The organism is Paenibacillus allorhizoplanae, from assembly GCF_927798215.1.
GTDB classification, from domain to species: Bacteria; Bacillota; Bacilli; order Paenibacillales; family NBRC-103111; genus Paenibacillus_E; species Paenibacillus_E allorhizoplanae.
Genome location: NZ_CAKMMW010000013.1, coordinates 71903 through 98235, shown reverse-complemented (window position 1 = coordinate 98235; position 26333 = coordinate 71903). Strand labels below are relative to the sequence as shown.

Here is a 26333-nt window from a genome sequence, read left to right as displayed (position 1 = left end):
TGGCAATCGTGTATGGGCTCTTTCGCGTTGCGATAATTACAAAAGCGAAAATTGTTAGTACAATATAAACTGTCGCATGCGTCATAGATTGAAAAGGGCTCAAGTTGTATCCCCCTATATATTGGAAGTTTTGTGCGGCAATAACTATGACATTATACCACATTCAACGGGGGGGAAGTGCAATCTTCACGGAAAAGACTTATTTTTGAGTATTTACACCAAGTATGCCACCGAGCGCCCCAGATGCGAATAAAATGCCAAGCAATTGGAGGGACTGAAGATTCAACCCTGCATCGAATGCCAGAAAACCGACTAAGAAAATGAGAATGAAATAGAAGACGCCGACCATGCCCCCGTGATACCAGCCGCGGTTACCGGCCCGTTTACCTGAAACCCATCCTCCAATAAATAAGGAGACCGCGTGGATGATGGTTGTTAATGTGTGTAAGGAGCTTTCTTGTGTGCTAGTTAAAAGCAAAAACAAGGAGGTCACAATGGTTCCAATGGTCATCATACTAAATGAGTAGACAAGTCCTGAAAATAATGGCGATGTTATTCGAACCTGACTGACCGTTTTCATAGGGTTCACAGGCATCATTCCTTTCCTATATTCGAGCGCTTCATTATCATCATTGTATGGCCAAGCACATAGAATTAGTACAAACTATAGATCAAGGAGTGTGATTATTTATGACTGAATTCTCTCATGGACCGGTGATGTGGCAAGCTGTAGCGGCTCTGCTTATTTTTGCAGCTGCTTACATTTGTATATTGATTGAAAAATGGGATCGTATGTATACCGCGCTTGGTGGGGCTTGTTTGATGCTGATTTTAGGCATTGTACCGCTCCAAAAAGCACTAACAACCTACGCGAGTTGGCCGATTTTAATCTATCTCGTGAGTCTTTTCATCATATCGAGCCTTTTCCAGAAAACCGGCATTATTTCGTATATCGTAAGTTCAATTGTTCGAAAATACCGCATGCGGGCACTTACCGTTATCATTAGTCTCTCGCTGCTAGCGGCGCTGATCTCTGCGCTCTTGGATAGTTTAATGGCTGTTGTTGTCATCGTTCCTTTCATCATAATTGCGTCCAGAAAAATGAGGTTACTGCCGGCCCCATTTCTAATCTCGATGTTATTATCCGTACATATTGGCGGTGCAGCAACGATTATGGGGAATATACCTAGCCGAATGCTAGGGGCGTCAGGGCATATTTCGGCGGGGGAAATGTTCATTAAATTATTTCCTCTGATTTGCTTGCTGTTAGCCGTTGTTTATCTCATTATGTGGTTGATCTATCGAAAGCGCTTAGTAGCGGCTGAAGCACACATGCGTGAGCTGTTAAGCATTAAGCCTAGCTCCTATTTATCTCCCCATAGAGAATTCGTCTTGGGAAGCAGTATAATTACAGGAGTGACCCTAGTTATCCTATGTCTTCATGGTTTATTAGCATGGAGTCCAGCCTACATTACAGCCTCCGGGGCTATTGCTTTACTAGCTATGAATTACAAAGATATTTTTGAGGTAATTAGAAATAAGGATTTTGGCGCGGTATGGCATCACCTGAGAGAAACACAATGGCTCTTTTTCTTGGGACTTTTCATCATGGTTGGGGGCTTAACGTATGCAGGTTTTTCAGGATTTATTGCAAATCGAGGGCTAGAGCTAAGCCAAGGGAGCATCCCGTTCCTATCCATTCTATTGTTATGGTTGAATAGTTTTGGTACAGCGATGATGGATAATATCCCATTCATTGCTGCTATGATTCCGATTGTGGATCAAATGGAGCAGCTTGTAGAGACGTCAACTCAGCCGATGTGGTGGGCATTGATCGTCGGAAGCGGGATCGGAAGCGGTGTGACACTAGTGAGCTCAATCGCGAGCTTATACGCGGCATCTTTTACCTATCATGATGGTGTAAAGTTAAAACAAAGTGAGTATGTGGTGGTTGCTGCCCCGATTTGTTTCGTGCTGCTCTTGATTTCTACGTTATATTTCAAATTATTCTTGTTGTAATTGCCAACAATTGAATACGTAATATCTGCATGATGAGGTGCGTACGCGGTCAGAATACCAGTGAACTCCGAGAACGAGCTAGAGCTTAGATCAGGGAGGTTGCGATGGAGATTCTGACCATTTTTTTGCGTACGGTGCTTATCTATTTTGTTGTTTTTCTCATGCTTCGTATTATGGGGAAACGTGAAATTGGTAAGCTTTCGCTTTTCGATCTAGTCATTTCGATCATGATTGCGGAAATTGCTGTGTTCGTGCTTGAGGACGTGAAGAAGCCTCTTGTGTCTGGTATTTTACCGATGGGGACTCTGGTGCTTATTCAAGTTGTCATTGCCTATATTACGTTGAAAAGTCGCACCATTCGTGTGCTTTTCGACGGGAAACCGAGTGTGCTTATCAATAAAGGAATGATTAATCGAAACGAAATGAAGAAACATCGTTATAATTTAGATGATCTGATGCTGCAATTGAGACAAAATAAAATTATGAACGTGGCCGATGTAGAATTTGCGATCTTGGAACCTTCGGGGAAGTTAAGTGTGGTAGAGAAAGATAAAAATGAAAAAGAGACAGGGCCGGAGGTAACGAAATTAAATAACAAGATTCGTTACGAAGGCTTGCCGCTGCCTCTTATTATGGATGGTAAAGTACAAGACGAAAACTTAGAGAAAATTGGTCAAACGAGATTTTGGTTGAAAAATCAGCTGCAAGAACAAGGAGCTAGGGATTTTAAAGAAATCTTCTATTGTTCAATTGATCATCGCGGCAGAATGTTTCTTGATCGCAAGAGGTGAGTCGCTGGAATTCAACGTATTATTTTTTTGCCCATATTCAGCAGTCGACCGATATCTTTAAGACTGATGAGTCCAAATACCGTGATGAAAAAGATATAGGAAAAGAGCCCTAACAATAAGGAGGACACAAATCGTATCCAGGTCGCGGACACCCAAGGCGTGTACATGATGAAATAACAAACAACTCCTGAGAGAAGCATGGCCGCGCCAATTTTCCCGAAACTACTGCCTTCCATACGGAATTTGAGCAGACGAACGACACTATTCCAGTGTAGCAGTGTAACCAAAACGATATTCACATTAATGGCGAATACAGCGCCGTGTATGCCCATTTCGGGCTTGCTGGCCAACCAATAGATTAAGATTAACTTGACTGTCGACCCAATTAACGTGTTGATTAGAGCAGCTCCAGGCTTGTTTAATGCTTGTAAGGTAGATTGCAGCGGAGCTTGAAAATAAATAAATATCGCGATCGGCGCCATCATTTTAAGCATGACACTGACATCAGGCTGGTTGTACAGATACTTGCAAATCGGTTCAGCGAGTACAAACATCAATACAGAGAAAGGGGCACCTGTCACTAAAGCGAGTTTTAACGATTGATGCAAACGCATGTGGATCGTCTTGAGGTCTTTGCGGGCGGCAGCTTCACTTAATGAGGGAATCAGAGAAACGGATAATGACATGGTTAGTGCACTTGGTAGAAGGATGATGGGAATGATCATACCTTGTAAGGCTCCGTACTGGGCGGTTGCAAGTGATGTGGTAATGCCGGCGATCGCTAAGCTTTGAGCAATTAAGATCGACTCCAACAAGTAGGAGCTAGCACCGATGAGTTTGCTTCCTGTGATCGGGATTGAGATACGTAAGATTCTGCGCAGATTAGAGAGTCGACCCGTTGTTTTCTTCGTTCCTATTTGAGCAAGTGGAGGTTTAGCTAAAGATTTTTTATCCCATCTAAAATGAATAGCCAATACGGCTAGTCCGCCAATTTCACCTGCCAAAACGCCAATCATCGCACCTGCTGCCGCATATTCGATACCATAAGGGACCATCATATAGGAACAGACGAGAACCATGACAATTCGAATTAATGTTTCCATAATTTGTGAGGTCGCGGTAGGAATCATATTTTGTCTGCCTTGAAAGTAGCCGCGATAAACAGCAGAAACGCCAATAATGGGTATCATGGGGCTCATACATAGGAAAGTATAGTAAACACGGGAATCCGTCAATAAATGAGATGTGATCCATGAAGCTCCTAGTAGGCAGACAACTGTAAAAATAAAGCTAAGTGATATCGTGATCGCTAGAGATATGCGTAATATGCTGCGAATCCGGGTCTCATTCTTCTCAGCTTCCGCTTCTGCGATCAGCTTGGCAATGGCAACGGGAATACCTCCGGTAATGATAGTTAAAATAACGGACAGGAATGGCCAGCCCATTTGATAAATACCAATTCCTTCAGCCCCGATCACGCGCGGTAAAGTCATTCGGGGTATGAAGCCAAGTATGCGATTCAAAATGCCTGCGGCGAGCAGGATCATTGTACCTCTAATAAACGACTGCTTGGTCACTGCCATACCCTCTTCCGATAATGTCATACCTATGACTATGCGCGAGCTGTCCAAGCTCATGCTAAGATTTTATGGACAAGTGCGCATTTGGCAGGAAATTCCGAGGTGGCTATCGAACTATATATCATACAGGTAAAACGAATGCCCTAGCTCATGCTTACGAAAGTTAGTTTTGCTCCAGCAAAACTTTTAGGAGGATCCCCCATGAATGACGCACAGGATAACGGAAGTGAAGAAGAGAATCCAGGTATGTCGGATCAAGAACTGAATGAAATCATTGAAAGCTTATGTTTGAGCAAGGTTGAGGAATTTAATCTGCTTGGGTACGAGCACGTTACTGGCAAGGATATATGGGATTGTGTAAGCGATAAATACCGCAAGACAGGGTTGCCCTCTCTCCATCAAATCGTAAATGACATTTTGTCCCTCAAATCTACGGCGTTTATGAACTGGATGACGATTAGCATGTATAGAGGAGCCCAATTCTAAGAATGGGCTTATTTTTTGCGTGAAACGACTTAAATTGACTCGTTTTTCAGACCTGAGTATAATAGGCATATTGAGTATTGAAGGGAGACTAGCAACAGATGCTGGATTGGAAAAGAATTTCGTTCTTTTTTCTAACGGTTGTCATTGTTCTTGCGGCAGTAGGAGTAACAAGCCCAAGTCTTGTAGACCGAATTAAACTTGGATTGGATTTAAAAGGCGGTTTTGAAATTCTGTACACAGCAGAGCCTTTGACAGCGGGACAACCGCTAACGAAGCAAACGCTTTCGGAAGCAGCGGAAAGTCTTGCAAAACGTGCCGACAGACTTGGTGTGGCGGAACCTGAGGTTTACCCAGAAGGATCCGATCGTATCCGTGTCCGTCTCGCTGGTGTAGAGAACGAAGAAGAAGTTCGTACCCTGATGTCCAAACCTTCTGTACTTACATTCAGAGGTCCTGATGGAACGGTGTACATGAATGGAACTGACTTCGTCGAGAACGCAGCGAAATTAAGCTATGATCCGAATACGAAGCAACCGATCGTAGAGATCAAAATGAAGAGCAGAGAGAAATTCAAAGAAGTAACAACAAAGCTGGTTGGCAGCACGTTGTCCATTTATTTGGATGATGTAGTTCAATCGACGGCATCTGTCAATTTTCCAATCGATAGTGACTCAGCCATCATTACACAAACTAGCGTTGCTGAGGCAACGAATGTAGCCAAAATGATTAATTTGGGTGCTATGCCACTGAAATTAACAGAGAAATACATACAGCGTGTTGATGCTACATTAGGTAAAGCTTCCTTGCACGAGACAGCAAGAGCAGGGTTAATCGCTTCGATCTTAATCTTCTTGTTCATGGTGATTTACTACCGTGTTCCTGGATTAGTAGCGGCATTCACTTTGATTACGTATGTTTGGGTTCTACTCGCGATCTTCGACTTTATGAATGCCACGTTGACGTTGCCTGGTATTGCTGCCCTTGTATTAGGTGCGGGAATGGCCGTTGATGCGAACATTATCACATACGAAAGAATTCGCGAAGAAATCCGTGCAGGCAAGAGTATCCTTTCCTCCTTGAAAGCAGGGACGAAGCATTCCTTCCGTACGATTATGGACGCGAACGTAACGAATTTAATCGCGGGTATCGTACTTTATTACGTAGGTAACGGTGCCATTCGCGGATTCGCAGTTATTACGATGATGAGTATTATTATCAGTATCTTAACGAACGTGTTGTTCTCCAGATGGCTGCTACATCTTATTATCCGGGGTAATTTGCTGAAAAAGCCAAGTTATTTCGGTGTGAAGGAGGCAGACATCCGTGGACTCTAAGCAAAAGTTTGATTTTGTAAAGAATCGCAATAAATTTTTCATCATTTCGGCTGCAGTTCTTATCATCGGGTTAGTTGTTATGTTAACCTCAGGCATGAATTTCGGTGTCGATTTCAAAGCAGGAACGAATATCGATCTTGTTGTCGGTAAGCAGATGGATAGTGCGAAGGTTGAGGAAATCATGCATGGCTTGAACACCAGCGGTGATGTGAAGTCGAAATACGCAGATCCTACAATTGGTGGTAATAACAGTGATCGTGTGTCTATCCGTTTCGATGATGTCCTGGATGATGCGACGGTTAACAAAATTCAAACCGCTTTTGCAACTGCCTATAGCGCAGAAGTTTCGAAGGAAGTTAATACTGTGGATCCACAGCTGGCAAAAGAATTATTGATGAAAGCTGTCTATGCTGTTGCGATTTCAAGTGTGTTGATTTGTCTGTACGTTAGTATCCGTTTTGAATGGCGTTTTGCCTTGGCTGCGATTATCGCGATTCTGCACGATGCTTTCATCGTTATCGCAATGTTTGCCATTTTCCGCTTCGAGGTAAACCTTCCGTTCCTTGCGGCTGTATTGACCACAATCGGTTATTCTATTAATGATAAGATCGTTATTTTTGACCGGATTCGTGAGAATCTGCGTTTCGCTAAACTGAAGACTGATGCAGATCTAGTTGCGCTCGTTAACGACAGTATCTGGCAAACGATGGCACGTAACATCAATACCGTACTCGTCGTGTTAATCGCAGCAGGTTGTTTGTATCTATTCGGAAGCGAGTCCATTAAGTTGTTCGCTTTGGCCAAGTTAATTGGTTTAACGAGCGGTGCCTACTCTTCCGTATTCATTGCATGTTCCTTATGGTATTTGTTCAAAAGAAATTCCTTATCACGTTCTAAAAAGAAAGCTGCAGCGTAATAACCATAATAACCGGCCGCGTGATTGTTGCGCGGCCTTTGTATCCGTTCAGGGGGAATGTCCACGTGAATGATGAGGGATTTCATAAGACAGAATACGCGCTTTGGTCAGCAATACTTGTACTTACCGTGTTAGCTTGTCTGATAGGGATTGTTGGCTTTCAAGTACATAGTAATTCTCTGATCGCAGCTGCCGCGCAGTCGGGAGCAGGAATTTGTGTAGTTGCTGCTGCCATCAACAGAGTAAGGATGATGAGAGTGCAACTTGCTGGAGCTTCTTTACGTGGATTGGATCCACAAATTTCAGTAAGTTCTATCCTATTCATTGTCTTGATCTTAGTAATTGGTGCTGAATTAGGCGTTATTACGGTTAAATCGTTGATCAACCAGGTCGAATATGATGCTACCGTAATGACCTTCGCTGTTCTCGTTATTTCGCTGCTTGCGAAGGAAGCGATGTTCCAATTCTTAAGTAAGCTTGGTAAACAGTTAGGGACTGAGGAATTTATTGCCAATGCACGAAGACGCCGTTCCGATATATACTCTTCTTTTGTGGTCACTGTTAGTGTTCTCTACACGATGCTGACTCAAGCAATTGGTTTTACTGCATTTTCTTATGTAGACACCTTTGCAGGACTCATCGTTGCACTTTTTATAGGTAGAATGGGTTTCTCGTTAGTCAGCAAAACCATATCTACACCAACAGCAAAAGTTCTTCACCAAGAAGAGGCAGCTGATTTTGTTAAAGCTGTTCAAAAGATTCATGGTGTGATTACGGTTGATGATTTGAACGCGAGAGAACACGGGCATTATGTTGTCATCGACATGACGATCAGTGTGAATCCTAGGCTCTCAGTTTGGGAAGGGCATGAGGTGTCAAAGAAGATTAAACAACAGCTGATGAAGCAATACCATCATGTATCGCATGTATACATACATGTAAATCCTTACGATGCAGGTTACCCTTATAAGCAGGCAGATGTGGAAGCAAGTGAGCTGCCGTCTGTTTTACACTAAATCATTGTTTTCGAAGATTACGTACCGTGAAATTTTCATAGGAAAACACCAAGGAGGAGCCACCAAGTGCTAGCACCGAAGGCAAGATGGAACATTGGAAATGCGGATGAGGCGCTTGTTGAAGAATTTGTTCGTGAGCTGCAATTGGATCCCTTGGTAGCCCGTATTCTAGTTCTTCGAGATATTCGCAGCGTGTCTGAGGCCAAACAATTTATGCAAGGTGGCGTCGGTGATTACCATGATCCCTATTTGTTAGATGGGATGCTCCCGGCTGTAGAGCGTATTCGCAAAGCCTTACACAATAAGGAATTCATTCGTATTTACGGTGATTATGATGCAGATGGAGTAAGCAGTACATCCTTAATGGCGCATTTGTTAAAAGGGTTAGGGGCACATTTCGATACTTACATTCCACATCGGATTCGTGAAGGCTATGGATTGAATCGTGCTGCAATGGACTTGGCCAAGGAACAAGGTGTCCAGTTGCTTATCACTGTGGATACGGGAATAAGTGCTGTTGAAGAAATAGCGTATTGCCATGAAATTGGTTTAGATGTGATTGTGACTGATCATCATGAACCACCAGAAGTGCTGCCTGACGCCTTAGCTGTGATTAATCCTAAGAAGCCTGGCTGTCCGTATCCCTACAAGCTTTTAGCAGGTGTAGGTGTGGCGTTTAAACTTGCGCATGCGCTGCTAGAGCGATTTCCAGAGGAACTTCTTGAGTTCGCTGCGCTTGGAACCGTTGCCGACCTTATGCCGCTCACAGGTGAGAATCGGTTGCTAGTGAAGATGGGCCTCGCACGTATGCAGGATTCCAGCTATGTTGGATTTCGTTCGCTGATCGGTGTATCGGGCATTGAACGGAAAGAGATTACTGCTGGACACATCGGTTTCTCGCTCGCTCCGAAAATTAATGCGAGTGGTCGCTTAGAAGCGGCTGACATTGCCGTCAAGCTGTTGACCACAACAGATGAAAAAGTAGCGGAGCAAATTGCCTTCGAATTGGATATGCTGAATAAAGAGCGTCAACAAATTGTTGAGGATATGGTCCAAGAAGCATTTGCGATGGCTGAGGAGCAGCGAGCGAAGGGCTTGGATAAAGTCATTGTCGTAGCTAAAGAGAACTGGAATGTTGGTGTCGTTGGGATTGTAGCCTCCAAGATTGTGGAGAAATTCTATCGACCTACGCTTGTGTTGAGCATTGATCCGCAGAAGGGCATGGCCAAAGGCTCTGCACGTTCGATTGCAGGCTTTGATTTGCACAAAGCATTGACAGCTTGTAAGGACCTGCTGGACCACTACGGTGGTCATCAAGCAGCGGCAGGGATGAGCTTGGATAGCAGCCATCTGGAAGCTTTCGCAATTCGACTAAATGAGCTTGCAGCAGCAACGTTAACGGATCAGGACTTCGTACCTGTATTACGGGTAGATAATGCGTGCAACCTAGCTGATGTCCCGATTGCAAGCATTGAGGGGCTAGAATTACTGGCACCTTTCGGAATGGGGAATCCATCGCCTAAGTTCATGTTCACGGATTTAGGTCTTGAAGATATTCGGACCATGGGCAAAGAAAAACAGCATTTGAAGCTGGGACTATCTCAAGCTAAGGATGAAGTTAGCTGTTCGGTAGAAGCCGTGGGCTTTGGCAAAGGTAGTTTAGCAGCATTAATTGCCCCCTCGGCCAAGATAGATATCTTAGGAGAACTTTCGATTAATGAGTGGAATGGTGTTAGAAAGCCACAGATCATCATGCAGGATCTGCGAATCCCGCACACGCAGGTATTTGATTGGCGTGGCACGGGACAATTACACCTGAAGCTTGCAGCGCTTGCGAGCAATCTCTCAGCAGGACCAGCGGCACCACTGCGCTCACCTGGAATCGTGCTGTTTGATGAAGCGGATGCACCGTTGTATCAAACAATAGCTGCACAAGTTGGGCATCAAGTGCCGTATTGGATCGTGCAAGATACTGGCCAAGTAAGGCCAGCCAATGAGGCAGCGAACGGGGTTGCGTTCGATGAGCTGCAAGATGTCATTCTGTACACGTTGCCTCGTCGTATTGACAGCTTGAAATCAGTACTTCAGCAGGCGACAGGGATGATGCGGTGCTACCCTGTATTTGCCGAGCTAGGGCAGGACAGCGGCAATACTTTGCCTTCAAGGGATATGTTCAAGATGCTGTATGGTACCTTGCAAAAGGAGAAATCACTTCAACTGCAAGATACCAGGATGATGACATCTTTCAGTAAACGGTCAGGATTATCACTCGGAATGATTCATTTTATTTTATCTGTTTTTGAGGAATTAGAATTTGTCGTAAAACATGATAATATGGTTACATTAAGTGCCACACCTGCCAAAAGAGATTTAACAACATCACGATTGTACCAGCATCGATTGCATCGTCAAGAAGTTGAAGCCATTGTTATGTATTCTTCAGCGAAAGAGCTGGAGCAATGGATCGCTGATCACATAAAATAAACAGAGTTTACATTGGAGGAAATCATATGAATTTCAAAGATTATATCCGAGTTATCCCGGATTTTCCACAGCCAGGCATTCGTTTTAAAGATATTACGACGCTGCTGCAGAATGGCCCTGTGTATAAAGAAGCCATCGAGCAATTAAAACAACTCATACAAGACAAGGAAATTGACGTAATTGCAGGTCCGGAAGCGCGTGGATTTGTCATTGGTGCCCCTCTGGCTACAGCACTCGGCGTGGGCTTTATTCCAATTCGCAAAAGTGGCAAATTGCCCGGCGAAACGATCGAAGCTGATTATGCGCTTGAGTACGGCAAAGATAAGTTGGCTATGCACAAGGATGCCATTAAGCCTGGACAGAAAGTGCTTATTGCGGATGACTTGCTTGCAACAGGCGGAACGATTCAAACGTCCGTTGATTTGATCAAACAGCTTGGTGGTGAAATCGTCGGAGCTGCTTTCTTAATCGAGCTTACGTACTTGGATGGCCGCAGCAAATTCGAAGGTTTTGATGTCGTTTCACTTGTTCAATATTAAGACAGGTTTGGAGAATCGAATGTTCGTTATTCGATTCTCTTTTTCATAGCATTCTAAAGAGTAAATGTGATGTGTTTGCGGCAGCTATGATGCTTTTTGTCGAAGCCTGTACGTGAATAGTTGACGAGGGGCCTGACTAGCAGGCATAATGAATAAAAATCGACTAAAGGGAATGGGTAATGCATGGGTATAGAGCAGCTGCTGGAAAAGGCCGCCACCTATCTGAAAGAGAATGATTTGCAGAGGATTCGGGAGGCCTATGAATTCGCGGATGAAGCCCATCATGGCCAAGTACGCAAATCGGGTGAGCCCTATATTCTGCATCCACTCGCTGTTGCAGATATATTGGTGAATATGCAGATGGATGTCACTTCGGTGATCGCCGCACTTCTGCATGATGTGGTTGAAGACACGACAGTTTCACTCGAAACTGTTTTAGATAAATTCGGGAAAACCTGTGCGATGCTCGTTGATGGTTTGACGAAGCTGGAGCGCATTAAGTTCAAATCCAAAGAAGAGCAGCAAAATGAGAATTACCGCAAAATGTTCGTTGCGATGGCGCAGGATATTCGGGTAATTCTGATTAAGCTTGCGGATCGTCTGCATAACATGCGGACACTCAAGTATCAATCGGAAGAAAGCCAGCGCCGCATTGCGGAAGAAACGCTGGAGATTTTCTGCCCGATTGCCCATCGACTCGGTATTTCCACAATCAAATGGGAGATGGAGGACATTGCCCTCCGTTATTTGAATCCGCAGCAATACTATCGGATTGTGAATCTCATGCAGAAGAAACGGACAGAGCGTGAGCAATACATTGAAGATGTCATTCACAGCATCAAAGAGAAGTTAGATGAGATGGGGATTCAGGGGGATATTTCGGGAAGACCGAAGCATCTCTACAGCATTTACAAAAAAATGAGCTCCCGCGGCAAGCAATTTAACGAGATCTACGATCTCATGGCTTTACGCGTCATTGTTGACGGCATTAAAGATTGCTATGCTTCTTTGGGTATCATTCATACGTTGTGGAAACCAATGCCTGGCCGCTTCAAGGATTATATTGCGATGCCGAAGCCGAATATGTATCAATCCTTGCACACGACGGTTATTGGGCCGAAGGGTGAGCCGCTAGAGGTTCAGATCCGGACCTGGGAAATGCATCGTACCTCCGAGTTCGGGATCGCCGCACATTGGGCTTACAAAGAAGGCGGCACTGTTGTTCCATCGGGTACCTTCGAGGATAAAATGAGCTGGTTCCGCGAAATTCTGGAACTTCAGCATGAAACGAACGATGCGTCTGAATTCATGGAATCCATGAAGATGGATTTCTTCTCGGATCTTGTGTTCGTCTTTACGCCAAAAGGGGAAGTCATCGAGCTTCCTGCAGGTGCAGTTCCGTTGGATTTTGCATATCGGATTCATACAGAAATCGGCAACCGTACTATTGGTGCCAAAGTCAATTCACGGATCGTTCCGCTCGATCATAAGCTCAAAACCGGTGATATTATTGAAATCCTAACTTCTAAGCATTCCTATGGGCCAAGTCAAGATTGGATTAAAATCGCGCAATCCTCCCACGCACGCAGTAAAATTAAGCAGTGGTTTAAGAAAGAGAAGCGTGAAGAGAACGTTGAAAAAGGTAAGGATATGATTGAGCGCGAGCTGAAACGCTTAGCCATCGATCCTCCAACCTTAATGAGCGATGATAAAATGCTGGAAGCGGCGAAGAAGTTTAATTTTAGCGATATTGAAGACATGCTCTCGGCAGTTGGCTTTGGTGGCATAACGGCAGCACAAATATGTACCAAGCTAACAGAGAAGCTGCGTAAGGAAGCGGAAGAAGCCCAGATTATTAAGCTGAGCAGCGAAGTGAAAGAGGTTAAAGCACCTGCATCTACGGAGCGCAAAAGCCGTCCTACAAACGGTGTACGCGTCAAAGGCGTAGATAACCTGCTTGTCCGGTTTGCTCGTTGTTGTAATCCGGTTCCAGGGGATTTCATTATTGGCTATATTACTCGCGGACGCGGCGTTTCAGTCCATCGCTCGGATTGCACGAACATTCCAACGAGTATGGGCGAGGAAGAACGGGTTATTGAAGTGGATTGGGCAGAGGCTGTTGAGTCTAATTTTAATGTGGAAATTGAGATTACAGGCCATGATCGCCGCGGCTTCCTAAACGAAGTGCTACAAGCTGTTTCGGAGAGCAAGACGATGATTTCAGCTGTTTCTGGGCGTTCCGATAAGAACAAAATGGCGACCATTCATATGACGATTTTGATTAAAAATATCGATCATCTACAGTCCGTTGTTGAAAAAATAAAACGCGTCAAAGATATTTATTCGGTTCAACGGATTATGCAGACCTAGTTAGTAAGGGGATTTAGGAACGATGAGAGTTGTTGTTCAACGTTGTAAGAATGCGGAAGTCACCGTCAATAATCAAACGATCGGTCGCATTGAGCAGGGGCTCATGCTATTGGTTGGCATAACCCATGAAGATACCGAACACGATGCGAAGTATCTTGCAGATAAAGTGGCCGGGCTTCGAATTTTTGAAGATGAAACAGGTAAAATGAATTTGTCTGTCCTTGAGACAGGCGGAGCTATCTTGTCTGTGTCACAATTTACGCTTTATGGAGATTGCAGCAAAGGCAAGCGGCCAAATTTCATGTTAGCAGCAAGGCCTGAACAAGCAGAACCTTTGTATCAGGAATTCAACAGGTTGCTCAGAGAGCAGGGTTTACAAGTTGAAACGGGTGCATTTGGTGAAATGATGGATGTTTCCCTAACGAATTGGGGACCTGTTACCTTGATGATCGATAGTAAATAAGCTATTTGGGAGAAGGATTCAGGATAGGCAGCCTAGTCACTGGTTATACTATACATGTATAAATTAGCGGTTAGGAGCCTACAGATGCGTCAATCCATAAAAGAAAAGATGATGACTGCCCCGATACAGCAACTTTTCCATTCCTCTATGGCTGAGCGGATGAGTCAAGGAAATGCTTTTGCGGATGTTGAAATTAGTGCAGAATTCACTTCTGATCAAGAAAAAATGAAGAGTATCCCAAAGAAATCGTTCCGGTAATTCATAAAACCACGTGTGCGCTGTTCGTCAGCCTTGCGTGGTTTTATTTGTGCCGAAGGCAGAATTTCTCTCCTCCATCAAATTGTGGTAAACTAGCCTATGGAATTATTGTAAGACATGCAGGAGATAAGGTGGGTGCTTAAAGTCGTAATGGCAAATTCGAATCGCAACAAATCCACATCCAGAGGTTGGCTATGGTTAATGGTAGTTTTGATTGTACTTACGCTGGTTGCTGCAACGGCCGCCATGTACTATCAATATAATCACCATAAGAACGCCAAAGGACATAGTGATCAGCAACAAGCCCTTGAAGAAGTGAAATCGGTAAAAAAGGCGAAAGAAGCCTATGATGTCATTGTAATTGGAACAGACCCGGAGGGCGTAGCCGCTGCGGTTTCATCAGCTCGAAATGGATTGAGCACACTGTTAGTCGATGGCCGGGATCGTGAGATTTTTGGCGGATTAATGACACTCGGCTGGATTAATTCCTTGGATATGAATTATTCCACAAGCAAAACCTTGCTCGGCAAGGATGATGTATGGAATAAAGGGTATTTCTCGGAATGGTATGCCAAAACGGAAGGCGATTCCTTCGATGTGAATACAGCGGCCAATGCCTTTTACGATGCTGTAAAGAATGAAAAGAATATCGATGTCTTGATGAAAACGAAGAAGATAGATCCACTGCTTTCGCAAAATAAAAATGCGGTGCAGGGTGCGACGATAACACTTGAAAATGGCAGCACACAAGTTGTCAAAGCCGCTTCAGTCATTGATGCGACACAAGATGGTGACTTCGCAGCAGCAGCAGGGGTTCCTTTTACAATTGGACATGAGGATATCGGAGATCCAAAATCGAAAATGGCCGTCACGCTGGCGTTTCGTTTGAAGAATGTCACACCTGAAGTATGGAAATTGATGGCCAATCGATTGAATGGGGATGACAATTCGGGTACGGGTGTTACCGATGTGAGTGTATTTGGATACAGTGAAATGAGCAATTATCCTGCACTTAACAAGGAAAGAGCCAAAATGAGAGGCCTCAATATGGGAAGGCAAAATAACAATACGGTGCTTATTAATGCCTTGCAGATTTTTGGCGTAGATACCTTTGATCCGAAATCGGTTCAAGAAGCATTCGATATTGGGAAGAAGGAACTGCCGAATATTGTTGCTTATATGCAGAAAACGTTCCCGGAATTCTCATCCGTTGAGCTCGATGGTTCAGCACCAGAGCTTTATGTGAGAGAGACTCGACATATGCAGGGCGAGTACCGATTGAGTATCGTCGATGTTTGTACAAATGCAGATCAGTGGGATCGCATCGGCTTCGGATCTTATCCTGTCGATATACAGCGTATAGCACCTACAGACTCAGGTAATGTCGTGTGTAAGCCGAAACAATACGCGATTCCTTTCCGCAGCATCGTTCCACAGAAGATTGATGGGTTACTTGTGGTAGGCAGAGCGGCAAGTTACGATACACTGCCACATGGGAGTGCTCGTGTTATGCCGACGGGCATGGCAGAGGGTGAGGCAGCTGGAGCTGCGGTGAGTTTGGCGAAAGCGGAGAACATGACGTTCCGTCAGATTTCAGCATCCAAGGACATGATTGCGAAGCTGCAGGCTCAGCTGAATAAGCAAGGCATGGAAGTTCAGCCGATGACCATTAAGCCGCAGCCATTTATGGAACATAAGTCATTCGAGGGCTTGAAAACGGCGATGATGCTCGGACTAGCATCTGGTGCTTATGATAATAACTTCCGCCTTGACGACGCGGCTAATCCGAAACGAATGGTCAATGTGGTTGGTGGCGCAAGGAAGATGAAGCCGGATGCATTTGCAGGAGACGTTAACCTAGCCATCGCTAAGGTGGACAATGCGGACAAAATTCCGTTGACTCTTGAGCAAGCAAGCTATACCTTCACGCAAGCGCTTGGTATTAAGGGCACGGCTGCTGAAGCGCAAGCGAAGCTCGTAGAGGGGAAACTGCTAACAGAAGCTACGATTAATGGCATTGCAGATAAGCAAAAACTGACCAATGCAGATACGTACATGATGATTCGTGACGTTAAGATTGGTTTGACAGGTAAGCCTTAGATACATCAATAAAGAGCCTTATTGCCGCAGTAGATGTGGCTGTAAGGCTCTTAGTTTGTAGTTGGCTATGACAGAAGGATGGTTGCGGTTACATTTCTCAGTCTTCGTCGGCAGCTTCTTCGTCCGCTTCTGCTTCAGCGGATTCCTCTGCTTCTTCGTCGTCGGCAGCTTCTGCCTCCTCGTCTGGGGATTCTTCGCTTTCAGCTTCCTCTGATTCCTCAGCTTCTGCTTCTTCCTCATCAGCCGCTTCTTCTTCCGTTTCTTCAGCATCCGTATCTGACTCTTCAATGGCCTCTTCTTCGGCTGCTTCTTCGTCAGCAGATTGATCGTCAGCAGTTTCGGCTTCGGTTTCGGATTCCTCAGAGAAAAGCACCACGAGATCTTGACGTTCCTCTTGAAACTCGTTTTGTAGTGTCATTGTTACAGCCTCCAGATGTTATATTCAAGGCCATCCGCCTTGTTGTACATGTATATGTGAAAATAGGATGAATATACGGATGAAACGAAATGAAAATGCTTGAAAATTAACGGGATTTTGGTGTAATCAAATTGTAATAAGAGCTTCATGTTCCTTTAATCTAGGAGGGATATACTAATAGTCGACCCCCTTTAAAATATAAACTTTTGAAAGCCTGCTGCCACGTGCTGCAGGCTATTTTCTTTGTATACAAAGAAAAACCGCCACAGCCTAAGCTGGACGGTTTGCGAATTCAATTCTTACATAAGGGCATCTATGGAATAGTCACCAGCACCGATTAACGCAACGCCAAGCGCGATGACTAGTAAGGCTAGATTATATTCAAATCCATTGGAAGTTACCCAATAGCCGTTTTTGCCATGAACTTTAATAATAGCCATAATCATTGTAATAATAATAAGAGCAGCGCCAACTTCTGTCCACAATCCAGCGGCGAAGAGCAGACCGCCACCTAATTCGATTAAACCAGCAACGACCGCCATCATGACACCTGGTTTGATACCGATGGATTCGAAGAATCCGCCTGTGCCTTTAGGTCCGTAACCACCAAACCAACCAAACAATTTCTGTGTACCATGTGCCGCCATCGTTAACCCAATCACCAAACGAATAATAAGAAGTCCTAATGCCATACTAACATCTCCTCTTTTAATATATTTTGTTTAACAACTTACTTTATGTTAGTATATTATTACGAAGCACTTACTTTTGTCAAGCGACTATGATAAAATAGTTCTTACAGAAGTGTTTGATGCCGTAATCGGCAAGAACTCGAAGGAGATGATTAAGATGGAAAATGATCAACTATGTCCCAAATTCGAGCATGCATTCGAACTTCTGGGAAAACGTTGGACAGGACTTATCGTGAATGTGTTGCTATCTGGGCCTAAGCGGTTTAAAGATATCTCTGTATTAATCCCAAGTATGAGTGATCGCATGCTATCGGAAAGATTCAAGGAGCTCGAAGCTGCGGAGATTATTATTCGACATGTTTATCCAGAGACGCCAGTACGGATTGAGTATGAATTAACGCCTAAAGGGAAGGGACTTCAGCCAGTTATGGATGAAGTACAGAAATGGGCGGACTCTTTTAACTAAATATAGGTTGAGAATGCATAGTAAGTATGGTTGTCTCTTGACTTTGCCCTTACCAATGTTTACAATAACCATAATGTAATTCCATAAGAATGTGATCCATTGAAGGGACACAGTAATTTGCCCCCACATGTACAGAGAAGGAAGCCAAGGCTGCAAGCTTCCCATGATGAGCGAATGAACAGACCTCCCCGAGGACCAACTGGGAACAGCCATGAGCTCATGTGCTAAGTAGTAGTTGTGCGAATAGCGGGCGTTAACCGCAAAGAGCAAGATGTGTTTGATTGCGTAAGCAGGAAACATAGCATGCTGAATGTGGGTGGTACCACGGGTGAATTTGTTAATCAAATCTCTCGTCCCTGACGTAAGTCGGGGATGGGGGATTTTTTGCTTTTAGAAAGGCGTGTAAGTAGAGAAAAAGGGAGGTTACTTCGATGAGTATTCAGAAGCCGAAAGGTACACAAGATCTGCTTCCTGGCGAGGTGGAGAAATGGCAGTACCTAGAATCCAAAGCGAGAGACTTGTGTCAACGTTTTAATTACAAAGAAATCCGTTCGCCAATTTTCGAGAGTACTGAGCTTTTTTCGCGCGGGGTTGGAGAAACGACAGATATTGTTGAAAAAGAAATGTATACCTTTCTTGATAAAGGTGACCGCAGCATGACGCTTCGCCCTGAAGGTACGGCGGGAGTCGTTAGAGCGTATGTGGAAAATAAACTCTATGGTATCCCTGATCTGACAAAGTTGTTTTATGTGGGACCTATGTTCCGCTATGAACAGCCGCAAGCGGGGAGATACCGCCAGTTTCATCAGTTCGGTATTGAAGCATTTGGATCCGTGGATCCAAGCATTGATGCCGAAGTCATCGCGCTTGGCTACACGTTCTATAAAGAGATTGGACTCAAAGAGGTAACTGTGGAGGTTAACTCCGTAGGTACACCTGCGGTTAGAACGGCTTATCGTGAGCAGCTGCAGGCTTTCTTTGCCCCAGTGAAGGATCAACTATGTAAGGATTGTCAGTCGCGCTACGACCGTAATCCAATGCGCATTCTCGATTGCAAAATCGATCAAAAGTATGGTGTAGGCGCACCTGACATCCTTGAGTTCTTGGATGAAGAGTGCCGCACTCACTTTGCACAAGTGCAAGAGCACTTAACAGCGATGGAGATTCCGTATCGTATTAACCCTCGTCTTGTGCGCGGTCTGGATTACTACACGCACACTGCGTTTGAATATAAAGCAGCAGGTATCGGTGCAATAGACACGATTGGTGGGGGCGGACGCTACAATGGTCTAGTCGAACAAATCGGTGGCCATGGTACAGATCAACCAGGTGTAGGCTTAGGTCTTGGTCTAGAGCGTATTCTGCTTGTACTGCAAGCGCAAGGGGTTGAAATTCCGAAACCTGAGCCGCTTGATGTGTACTTGATTGGTCTAGGCGAAGCCGCGGAGAAAGAAGTTACAAAACTTCTGCACCAGCTTAGAGTTCAAGGCTTAAAAGCAGAGAAGGACTATCAGGGCCGCAAGATGAAGGCTCAAATGAAGTCAGCTGATCGTTTCCAAGCAACCTATGTGGCGATTCTTGGTGACGATGAGTTGGCACGCGGCGAAATTACGCTGAAGAAGATGGAAACAGGAAATCAAATCACGCTAAGTTTAGTGGATCTTGCTTCAAACGCTGCAAAAACACTATTCGAATAGACAACTACACCAATATGGACACTACGAGGAGGAATAACAATCATGATGCTCAAAACACATCATTGTGGGCAGCTAACAAAAGCCCATGTAGGCGAAACAGTAATACTTAACGGGTGGGTGCAAGTAAGACGTGACTTTGGCGGCCTTCTTTTCATCGATCTACGTGATCGCAGTGGCTTAATACAAACGGTGTTTAGCCCGAATTTCTCTGGCGACGCATTGGCGATTGCAGACCGTGCACGTAACGAATACGTGCTTGCAGTTAAAGGGAAAGTCGTAGAACGTGATGCTGAAACAGTGAACAAAAACATCCCGACAGGTGAAATCGAGGTTCAAGTTACAGAAATCGAAATCATGAACGCAGCAAAAACACCTCCGTTCTTCATTGAAGATGGCGTGGAAGTGGATGAAGCGGTTCGTTTGAAATATCGTTACCTTGATCTGCGTCGTCCAGAAATGCAACGTACCTTGATGCTGCGCTCCAAAGCATCCAACGTTTTCCGTAATTTCTTGGATTCCCAAGGTTTCATTGATGTAGAAACACCGATCTTGACGAAAAGTACACCAGAAGGCGCACGTGATTACTTGGTACCAAGCCGCGTGCATCCTGGTGAGTTCTTCGCACTTCCACAGTCGCCACAAATCTTTAAGCAATTGTTGATGGTTAGTGGTCTTGAGCGTTACTACCAAATTGCTCGTTGTTTCCGCGACGAAGATCTTCGTGCAGACCGTCAACCTGAGTTTACGCAAGTCGACATCGAGACGTCCTTCTTATCCCAGGATCAGCTGCTTGAGATTCTCGAAGAGCTTGTTGTGAAACTGATGAAGGAAACAGCGAATGTTGATATTCCTCGTCCGTTCCAACGGATTACACATGCTGACGCGATGGCGAAATACGGCTCAGATAAACCAGATCTTCGTTTTGACCTTGAGCTGAAGGATGTATCCGATATCGTTTCCACTTCAGGCGTTCAAGTATTTGCTAGCGTTGTAAACGGCGGTGGTCAAGTTAAAGCACTTAATGCCAAAGGCTGTGGCACATGGAGTCGTAAAGAAATCGACGATCTTCTTCCATTCGCAGCACGTTATGGCGCGAAAGGTCTTGCTTGGATTCAAGTGAAAGACGGCGAATTCAAAGGGCCTATCGTGAAATTCTTCAACGAAGCTGAAATCGCTGCATTGACAGAGCGTTTAGGCGCGGAAGAAGGAGATCTTCTATTGTTCTCAGCGGACAAGAAGAAAGTCGTTGCGGATGTATTAGGTAACCTTCGTCTGAAAATCGGTCGTCAACTAGGTCTTATCGATGATTCCGTATTCAAATACGCTTGGGTTGTAGACTTCCCACTTCTTGGGTATGATGAAGACGCGAAACGCTATGTAGCTGAACATCACCCGTTCACTCGTCCGAACGAAGAGGACATTCATTTCTTCGATACAGATCCAGGTCAAATTCGCGCGCAAGCATACGATTTAGTCTTGAATGGCTATGAAGTAGGCGGCGGATCCATGCGGATTTACCAACGTGATGTGCAGGAGAAAATGTTCACAGCGCTAGGTTTCTCCAAAGAAGAAGCGTATGAACAATTCGGCTTCTTGCTAGAAGCATTTGAATACGGTACGCCTCCACACGGTGGCTTTGCCTTCGGATTTGACCGCTTGGTGATGTTAATCACAGGCCGTACGAACTTAAGAGAAACGATCGCATTCCCGAAAACAGCTAGCGCAACAGACTTGTTGATGGACGCTCCGGGAACTGTTGATGATAAACAACTAGAACAACTATCGATTCGCTTAGCGCTTAAGCAGCCTGCTGCGAAAGCCTAAGAACTTTGAAGAGGAAGTGTTCCCATGCTTCACCAATTTTCGAGAACAGAATTATCGATAGGCCCTGAGGGTCTTGAAATCATGAAAAATAGTACTGTTGTTGTACTCGGTATTGGCGGTGTCGGCTCCATCGCGGCTGAAGCTTTAGCAAGATCTGGCGTTGGACGCTTAATTCTGATCGACAAGGATGTTGTCGATATCACGAATATCAACCGTCAGATCCATGCCCTTACGACAACGGTGGGTCAGCCGAAGGCTGATCTGATGCGCGATCGCATCAAGTTGATCAATCCGGAGTGCGATGTCATTTCCCTGCGAATGTTCTACACAGAGGAAACGTATGAGCAAGTCTTCGCTTACCCAATCGATTACGTGTTGGATGCGAGCGATACGATCTCCTACAAAATTCATCTAATTAAGCAATGTCTCGAACGCAAAATTCCGATGATTTCTTGCATGGGTGCTGCGAATAAAATGGATCCGACGCAATTCCGAATTGCGGACATTTCCAAAACGAGCATGGACCCAATCGCACGCGTGATTCGTCAACGTTTGCGCAAAGAAGGCATCAAGAAGGGCGTGAAGGTTGTATTCTCGATGGAAGAGCCGATGAAGCCACGGGAAGACGTTACAGAGCAAATCGTACCTGCGGATGCACCTGATAGACGTAAGGCGCAGCAGCCGCCTGCGAGTAATTCTTTTGTACCTCCTGTAGCGGGACTTATCATGGTGAGTGCAGCTGTGAAGGATCTGCTTGCGATTGGTGCGAAGAAGTAATCATAGAAATGAGGGATGCCCGTGAAAATGGGCGTCCTTTTTTTATATTATTATATATCGGAAAAGTATATGTTGACTCGATATATGTAATCTGATAAATTGAATTTAGATCGAGACAGTTACCACCAAATGGAGGCTTCACAGCATGAATAGTCAAGATGTGATTTTGGGTTTATTAATGCACCATAGCTTATCTGGCTATGACATCAAGCACAAGATGGAGACGGTTCTATCCTACTTTAATAACGCGAGCTTCGGCACGATTTATCCAACGCTTAGCAAAATGGAGAAGGATGGCTTGATTACCAAGGAAAGTGTAATCCAAGAAGGCAGGCCGAACAAGAATCTCTATTCCATCACGGAGGAGGGGCAGCATCAATTTAAAAAGTACATGTATAGTCCAGTTGAAGACAATGAGTTCAAATCGGATGCGATGACGCGGTTGTTTTTTGGCGAGTTTGTAGAAGCGGATATCATGGTTGGTGTGTTAGAAGAGTATCTGAAGCGAACGAAAGTAAATTTGGAGCGGTTACGCCAGCTGTACGTAGATTGCCAGCCCGAGATGTCGCCTACACAGGAAATTTGCATTCAAATCGGTATCAACAATTCAGAAAGTCAGATCCTTACCCTGACACAAGGGATAACACGTTTGAAAAATGTAGAACAGAAGTGAGGTAGATGCAGAAATGGCGAATAAGAAAACAGGTTTGATTATTTTGGCGATGGCCCTTGGACTTCTCATGTCCGCACTGGATAACACTGTGACATCTGCGGCGATTTCGCACATCATTAGCGATATTAATGGGTTTGATAAAATAAGCTGGGTATTCACCGCCTATATGCTTGCCTCCACAAGCACAATGCTTGTATTTGGAAAGCTGTCGGATATGTTCGGTAGAAAGTTGTTTTACATGATTGGGATTTCAATCTTCCTGATTGGGTCGGCCTTATGCGGTATGGCACAAGATATGAATCAACTTATTGTGTTCCGTGCCATTCAGGGTATTGGTTCTGGAGCGATCTTCCCGATTTCTTTTACAATCATTTACACGATATTTGCAGACCCTAAGCAGGCGGCGAAGCTGTCAGGCGTGTTTGCAGGGATATTTGGACTATCTTCTGTTGCTGGCCCGCAAATTGGTACGCTCTTGGCTGAATCATGGGGCTGGCGCTGGTGTTTCTACGTGAATTTGCCGCTTGGCGTATTGTCGTTCCTTGTCTTGTTCTTTGCATTAAAAGAATCCCGTTCCGATCGTCGTCCGAAAATCGATTATCTGGGCACGCTGTTTCTCATTATCACAACGGTTTCACTTATGCTGGCGCTGGAGTTCGGGGGTAAGGATTACGCCTGGGGTTCATGGCAAATCATTAGTTTGTTAGCTGTCGCAGTTGTCATTGGCTTCTTGTTTATTCAAGTTGAGCGCCGAGCGCATGAACCCATTCTTCCGTTACCTTTATTCAAAAATCGGATGGTTCTGGCCACTGTCTTAGCTTGTCTATGTCAAGGTGCGATTATGTTTTCGGCTATTGCGTACTTGCCTATTTTCTCAACAGCGGTTCTGGGAAATGCGAATTCGAATAGTTTGCTGACTCCTATGATGTTTTCCTTAATGGTTGGTGCTGTTGGCTTTGGGTTCTTGCAGCGTTACTTCAGCTTCCGTGCTGTGTTCGCATTCAGTATGACAGCGGGGATTGTTGTCAGTTACCTGCTTAGCGTAGTCAGTCATGAAGCAAGTAAGTTCTACATGATCGTGCTTATGGTCCTTCTTGGCGTTGGTGCGATCGGACCCTTAATGAGTGTGGCTCAAAATGCCGTTGCGCAAAGTGTAGACCGCAAATATATCGGTGTCAGCTCCTCGATCGTTGGGTTTTGGCGGAATATTGGCGGGGTTCTAGGTGCGTCGATTATGGCGACTATCGTGAACAATAACTATAGTAGCCTCATCCAGGATGGTGCTGCTGCGCATCAAATGCCGCTTGATAAACTTGCTACGTTGGGGAACCCCGAGCAATTGATACGTGCAGGTTCTGAGCTGTCTCCAGCGACATTGAACTTCCTGCGCGACTCGCTAGGAACAGCAATTAATCATGGCTTTATTCTAAGTATTGCCTTTGGTGTTGTGGGTTTAGGTGCTGCCTTTATTGCAGGCCCACTGCGTTTCGCAGCCCCAGCACCTCGTCAGGATGCGAAAAGTGAGCCTGTTGTTTCGCATTAAATATAGCTCCTCCATGCGTAATCCAAGCGCATTGGAGGAGCTTTTGTTTGACTAGACATGACAGGTCAGTGGAGGCAAGGTATAATGGACAGACCAACTTTTAGCACCAAGTAAAGGAAACTAATCATGGATTTGTTTACATATGCGTCATCCCAGGATCCAGTGGGCAAGCTGCTTGCCGACCGAATGCGACCAACGACATTGGATGAATATATCGGCCAAGAACAAATCGTTGGCAAAGGCAAGCTCCTCCGACGGGCGATTGAGGCTGATCAAGTGACGTCGATTCTTCTCTATGGACCTCCGGGGACAGGGAAGACGACGTTAGCGAATATTATTGCGAACCGGACCCAAGGTGAATTTATGAAGCTCAACGCAGTTGATGCTTCTGTGAAGGACGTCCGTGAAATCATTGAGCTGGCCAAAAGCACCAAAGCGATGTACGGTCGTAAAACGACCCTGTTTCTGGACGAAGTCCATCGCTTCAACACCTCGCGGCAGGACGCGCTGCTTCCTGCTGTGGAGCAGGGCATCCTCATCTTCATCGGGGCGACCACCGAGAACCCCTTTCACCATGTGAACGGGGCCCTCTTGTCGCGCTCGACGCTGTTTCAGCTCGAGCCACTCACGGCGGAGCATGCGCTCATCGCCATGCGAAGAGCCATCGCCGATCCCGTGAAGGGGCTCGGCTTCATGCGCCTCCAAGTGGACGAGGAGGCGCTGCAGCACATCGGGCAGATGGCCAATGGCGACATCCGCCGATCCCTGAACGCGCTGGAGCTCGCAGCGCTGACGACCTCACCTGAACCGGACGGCACGGTTCATATCACGCGCGAGGTGGCGGAGGAGTCGATCCGCCGCCCGATCGTGAAAGCGGACGAGTCGACGCAGTATGACGTCTTGTCCGCCTTTCACAAGAGCGTGCGCGGCTCTAGCGACGCCGCGCTGTTCTGGTTCCTCTATGCCGTCGAGAAGCTCGGCATGGATCCTATGACCTTCCTGCGGCGTCTGATCGTCGCTTGCAGCGAAGATATCGGACTCGCCAATCCGCAGGCGATGGTCCAGTCGGTTACGGCGATGGACGCGTACCATAAGATCGGCTGGCCGGAATCGAAGTACATCATTTCCCAGGCAATTTTATTCGCGGTTGAAAGTCCGAAGTCCAATTCGATTCCACTAGCCATCATGCGTGCACAGGAGTTGATGGAGCGGGTGAAATCAGCGGAAGTTCCGCTGCATCTGCGTGATACACACTACAAAGGTGCAGAGAAACTTGGTCATAAAGGCTATATGTATCCGCATAATTATCCAGGGCATTTCGTACGACAACAATACTTGCCGGATGAGATTCAGCATGAAGTGATTTTCGCGGCAACCAATCAAGGCACAGAAGAGAAGATGAAGTTGAATCAGCATAAAAGAAGAGGGACACCTACAGATTCATAGAATCCGTAGTGTCCCTCTATTTTCTTGCTCCATAAGAATGGTAAATACCTTTTCTGTAACAGGATCATACCGAATGGAGACGATGAGTGGGAATTCAGCGCCATCCTTTTTGACCCAGAAGCGGAACTGCTGTTGTACGACACCTGGTGCTACGTTGGATTTTCCGATATATCTGTAGTCCAGCAACGTATACACCTTACCAGCTTCTTGAAAGGCAAGACGGCTCCACTTGGCATAAGAGGGGTCCTGTATGGGCGCCTTTACGGTATGGCCGCCGTTGCCATGTTGGTTAGTGTCTACTGCAAGTGCATGTGAAGATCCAACCCAGCTCAAGCCAAACATGAGTAAAATAGCTATGATTTTGCTCAGTATCGCTCACACCTTTCGAGCATAGCGTGTGCGACCGTGGGAGCTTGCATGCGTCTTCGTGAACGGTAAATA

The 26333-nt window shown here is 45.4% G+C and carries 24 protein-coding genes; 19 read left to right on the top strand and 5 right to left on the bottom strand.

Annotated features, from left to right (window positions below):
• Nucleotides 1-199 precede the first annotated feature (199 nt).
• A complete protein-coding gene (locus L6I86_RS20605; protein WP_235549783.1) occupies nucleotides 200-580 on the bottom strand; it encodes a TIGR04086 family membrane protein in 381 nt (126 codons plus the stop codon).
• 110 nt (nucleotides 581-690) lie between these two features.
• Here L6I86_RS20605 and L6I86_RS20600 point away from each other — a divergent pair, with 110 nt between their 5' ends.
• Together L6I86_RS20600 and L6I86_RS20595 are read left to right on the top strand one after the other, a co-directional pair.
• Entirely contained in the window at nucleotides 691-2019 is a 1329-nt protein-coding gene (locus L6I86_RS20600; RefSeq protein ID WP_236290123.1) for an ArsB/NhaD family transporter, read from the top strand.
• 104 nt (nucleotides 2020-2123) lie between these two features.
• On the top strand, nucleotides 2124-2810 hold the full coding sequence (locus L6I86_RS20595) for a DUF421 domain-containing protein (protein ID WP_236290121.1): 687 nt from the start codon (nucleotides 2124-2126) through the stop codon (nucleotides 2808-2810).
• An 11-nt stretch (nucleotides 2811-2821) separates the two neighbouring features.
• On the opposite strand, the gene spoVB is transcribed toward L6I86_RS20595, so the two are convergent.
• A complete protein-coding gene (gene spoVB / locus L6I86_RS20590; protein WP_236290119.1) occupies nucleotides 2822-4387 on the bottom strand; it encodes a stage V sporulation protein B in 1566 nt (521 codons plus the stop codon).
• Between the two features lie 204 nt (nucleotides 4388-4591).
• Here spoVB and L6I86_RS20585 point away from each other — a divergent pair, with 204 nt between their 5' ends.
• The 10 genes from L6I86_RS20585 to L6I86_RS20540 all read left to right on the top strand — a co-directional run bounded on the left by L6I86_RS20585 (nucleotide 4592) and on the right by L6I86_RS20540 (nucleotide 16356).
• Complete coding sequence (locus tag L6I86_RS20585) at nucleotides 4592-4876, top strand: post-transcriptional regulator (protein ID WP_236290117.1); 285 nt, start codon at nucleotides 4592-4594, stop codon at nucleotides 4874-4876.
• Between the two features lie 98 nt (nucleotides 4877-4974).
• Nucleotides 4975-6210: a protein translocase subunit SecD gene (secD, locus tag L6I86_RS20580; RefSeq protein WP_338113426.1), complete on the top strand. Its 1236-nt coding sequence runs from the start codon at nucleotides 4975-4977 to the stop codon at nucleotides 6208-6210.
• Nucleotides 6200-7126, top strand: a complete 927-nt coding sequence (gene secF / locus L6I86_RS20575; protein ID WP_236290115.1) for a protein translocase subunit SecF — start codon at nucleotides 6200-6202, stop codon at nucleotides 7124-7126. The genes secD and secF overlap by 11 nt, the downstream gene beginning before the upstream one ends.
• A gap of 65 nt (nucleotides 7127-7191) precedes the next feature.
• Complete coding sequence (locus L6I86_RS20570) at nucleotides 7192-8142, top strand: cation diffusion facilitator family transporter (RefSeq protein ID WP_236290112.1); 951 nt, start codon at nucleotides 7192-7194, stop codon at nucleotides 8140-8142.
• A gap of 66 nt (nucleotides 8143-8208) precedes the next feature.
• The gene (recJ, locus tag L6I86_RS20565) at nucleotides 8209-10626 is read left to right on the top strand and encodes a single-stranded-DNA-specific exonuclease RecJ (RefSeq protein WP_236290109.1); all 2418 of its coding nucleotides are present in this window, start codon (nucleotides 8209-8211) and stop codon (nucleotides 10624-10626) included.
• Nucleotides 10627-10652: 26 nt separating this feature from the next.
• Nucleotides 10653-11165 carry an adenine phosphoribosyltransferase gene (locus L6I86_RS20560; protein ID WP_057311658.1) on the top strand — a complete coding sequence of 171 codons (513 nt, stop codon included), beginning with the start codon at nucleotides 10653-10655 and terminating at the stop codon, nucleotides 11163-11165.
• A gap of 183 nt (nucleotides 11166-11348) precedes the next feature.
• Complete coding sequence (locus tag L6I86_RS20555) at nucleotides 11349-13535, top strand: RelA/SpoT family protein (protein ID WP_173115428.1); 2187 nt, start codon at nucleotides 11349-11351, stop codon at nucleotides 13533-13535.
• Between the two features lie 22 nt (nucleotides 13536-13557).
• Nucleotides 13558-13998: a D-aminoacyl-tRNA deacylase gene (gene dtd, locus L6I86_RS20550; protein WP_236290107.1), complete on the top strand. Its 441-nt coding sequence runs from the start codon at nucleotides 13558-13560 to the stop codon at nucleotides 13996-13998.
• Nucleotides 13999-14082: 84 nt separating this feature from the next.
• The gene (locus L6I86_RS20545) at nucleotides 14083-14256 is read left to right on the top strand and encodes a hypothetical protein (RefSeq protein WP_157256822.1); all 174 of its coding nucleotides are present in this window, start codon (nucleotides 14083-14085) and stop codon (nucleotides 14254-14256) included.
• Between the two features lie 135 nt (nucleotides 14257-14391).
• A complete protein-coding gene (locus L6I86_RS20540; protein WP_236290106.1) occupies nucleotides 14392-16356 on the top strand; it encodes an FAD-dependent oxidoreductase in 1965 nt (654 codons plus the stop codon).
• Between the two features lie 97 nt (nucleotides 16357-16453).
• Here L6I86_RS20540 and L6I86_RS20535 read toward each other — a convergent pair whose 3' ends face one another.
• Both L6I86_RS20535 and L6I86_RS20530 read right to left on the bottom strand, forming a co-directional pair.
• Nucleotides 16454-16774 carry a hypothetical protein gene (locus tag L6I86_RS20535; protein WP_236290104.1) on the bottom strand — a complete coding sequence of 107 codons (321 nt, stop codon included), beginning with the start codon at nucleotides 16772-16774 and terminating at the stop codon, nucleotides 16454-16456.
• Between the two features lie 299 nt (nucleotides 16775-17073).
• A complete protein-coding gene (locus tag L6I86_RS20530; RefSeq protein WP_056610438.1) occupies nucleotides 17074-17466 on the bottom strand; it encodes a DoxX family protein in 393 nt (130 codons plus the stop codon).
• A gap of 157 nt (nucleotides 17467-17623) precedes the next feature.
• Here L6I86_RS20530 and L6I86_RS20525 point away from each other — a divergent pair, with 157 nt between their 5' ends.
• The 7 genes from L6I86_RS20525 (at nucleotide 17624) to L6I86_RS20495 (ending at nucleotide 25892) form a co-directional block, all read left to right on the top strand.
• Nucleotides 17624-17932, top strand: coding sequence for a winged helix-turn-helix transcriptional regulator (locus L6I86_RS20525; protein WP_236290102.1), 309 nt, complete (start codon nucleotides 17624-17626; stop codon nucleotides 17930-17932).
• Nucleotides 17933-18363: 431 nt separating this feature from the next.
• Nucleotides 18364-19629: a histidine--tRNA ligase gene (hisS, locus tag L6I86_RS20520; protein WP_236290100.1), complete on the top strand. Its 1266-nt coding sequence runs from the start codon at nucleotides 18364-18366 to the stop codon at nucleotides 19627-19629.
• A gap of 45 nt (nucleotides 19630-19674) precedes the next feature.
• The gene (aspS, locus tag L6I86_RS20515) at nucleotides 19675-21453 is read left to right on the top strand and encodes an aspartate--tRNA ligase (RefSeq protein ID WP_236290302.1); all 1779 of its coding nucleotides are present in this window, start codon (nucleotides 19675-19677) and stop codon (nucleotides 21451-21453) included.
• A 24-nt stretch (nucleotides 21454-21477) separates the two neighbouring features.
• Nucleotides 21478-22230 (top strand): tRNA threonylcarbamoyladenosine dehydratase, encoded by a 753-nt coding sequence (locus tag L6I86_RS20510; RefSeq protein ID WP_236290098.1) that lies wholly within the window; start codon nucleotides 21478-21480, stop codon nucleotides 22228-22230.
• Between the two features lie 145 nt (nucleotides 22231-22375).
• Nucleotides 22376-22903, top strand: a complete 528-nt coding sequence (locus tag L6I86_RS20505; RefSeq protein ID WP_236290096.1) for a PadR family transcriptional regulator — start codon at nucleotides 22376-22378, stop codon at nucleotides 22901-22903.
• 13 nt (nucleotides 22904-22916) lie between these two features.
• Nucleotides 22917-24446 (top strand): MFS transporter, encoded by a 1530-nt coding sequence (locus L6I86_RS20500; RefSeq protein ID WP_236290094.1) that lies wholly within the window; start codon nucleotides 22917-22919, stop codon nucleotides 24444-24446.
• A 126-nt stretch (nucleotides 24447-24572) separates the two neighbouring features.
• Nucleotides 24573-25892, top strand: coding sequence for a replication-associated recombination protein A (locus L6I86_RS20495; RefSeq protein ID WP_056610452.1), 1320 nt, complete (start codon nucleotides 24573-24575; stop codon nucleotides 25890-25892).
• Here L6I86_RS20495 and L6I86_RS20490 read toward each other — a convergent pair.
• Nucleotides 25887-26234 carry a DUF3889 domain-containing protein gene (locus L6I86_RS20490; protein ID WP_236290092.1) on the bottom strand — a complete coding sequence of 116 codons (348 nt, stop codon included), beginning with the start codon at nucleotides 26232-26234 and terminating at the stop codon, nucleotides 25887-25889. The two genes, L6I86_RS20495 and L6I86_RS20490, sit on opposite strands and share 6 nt — an antisense overlap.
• Nucleotides 26235-26333: the final 99 nt, after the last annotated feature.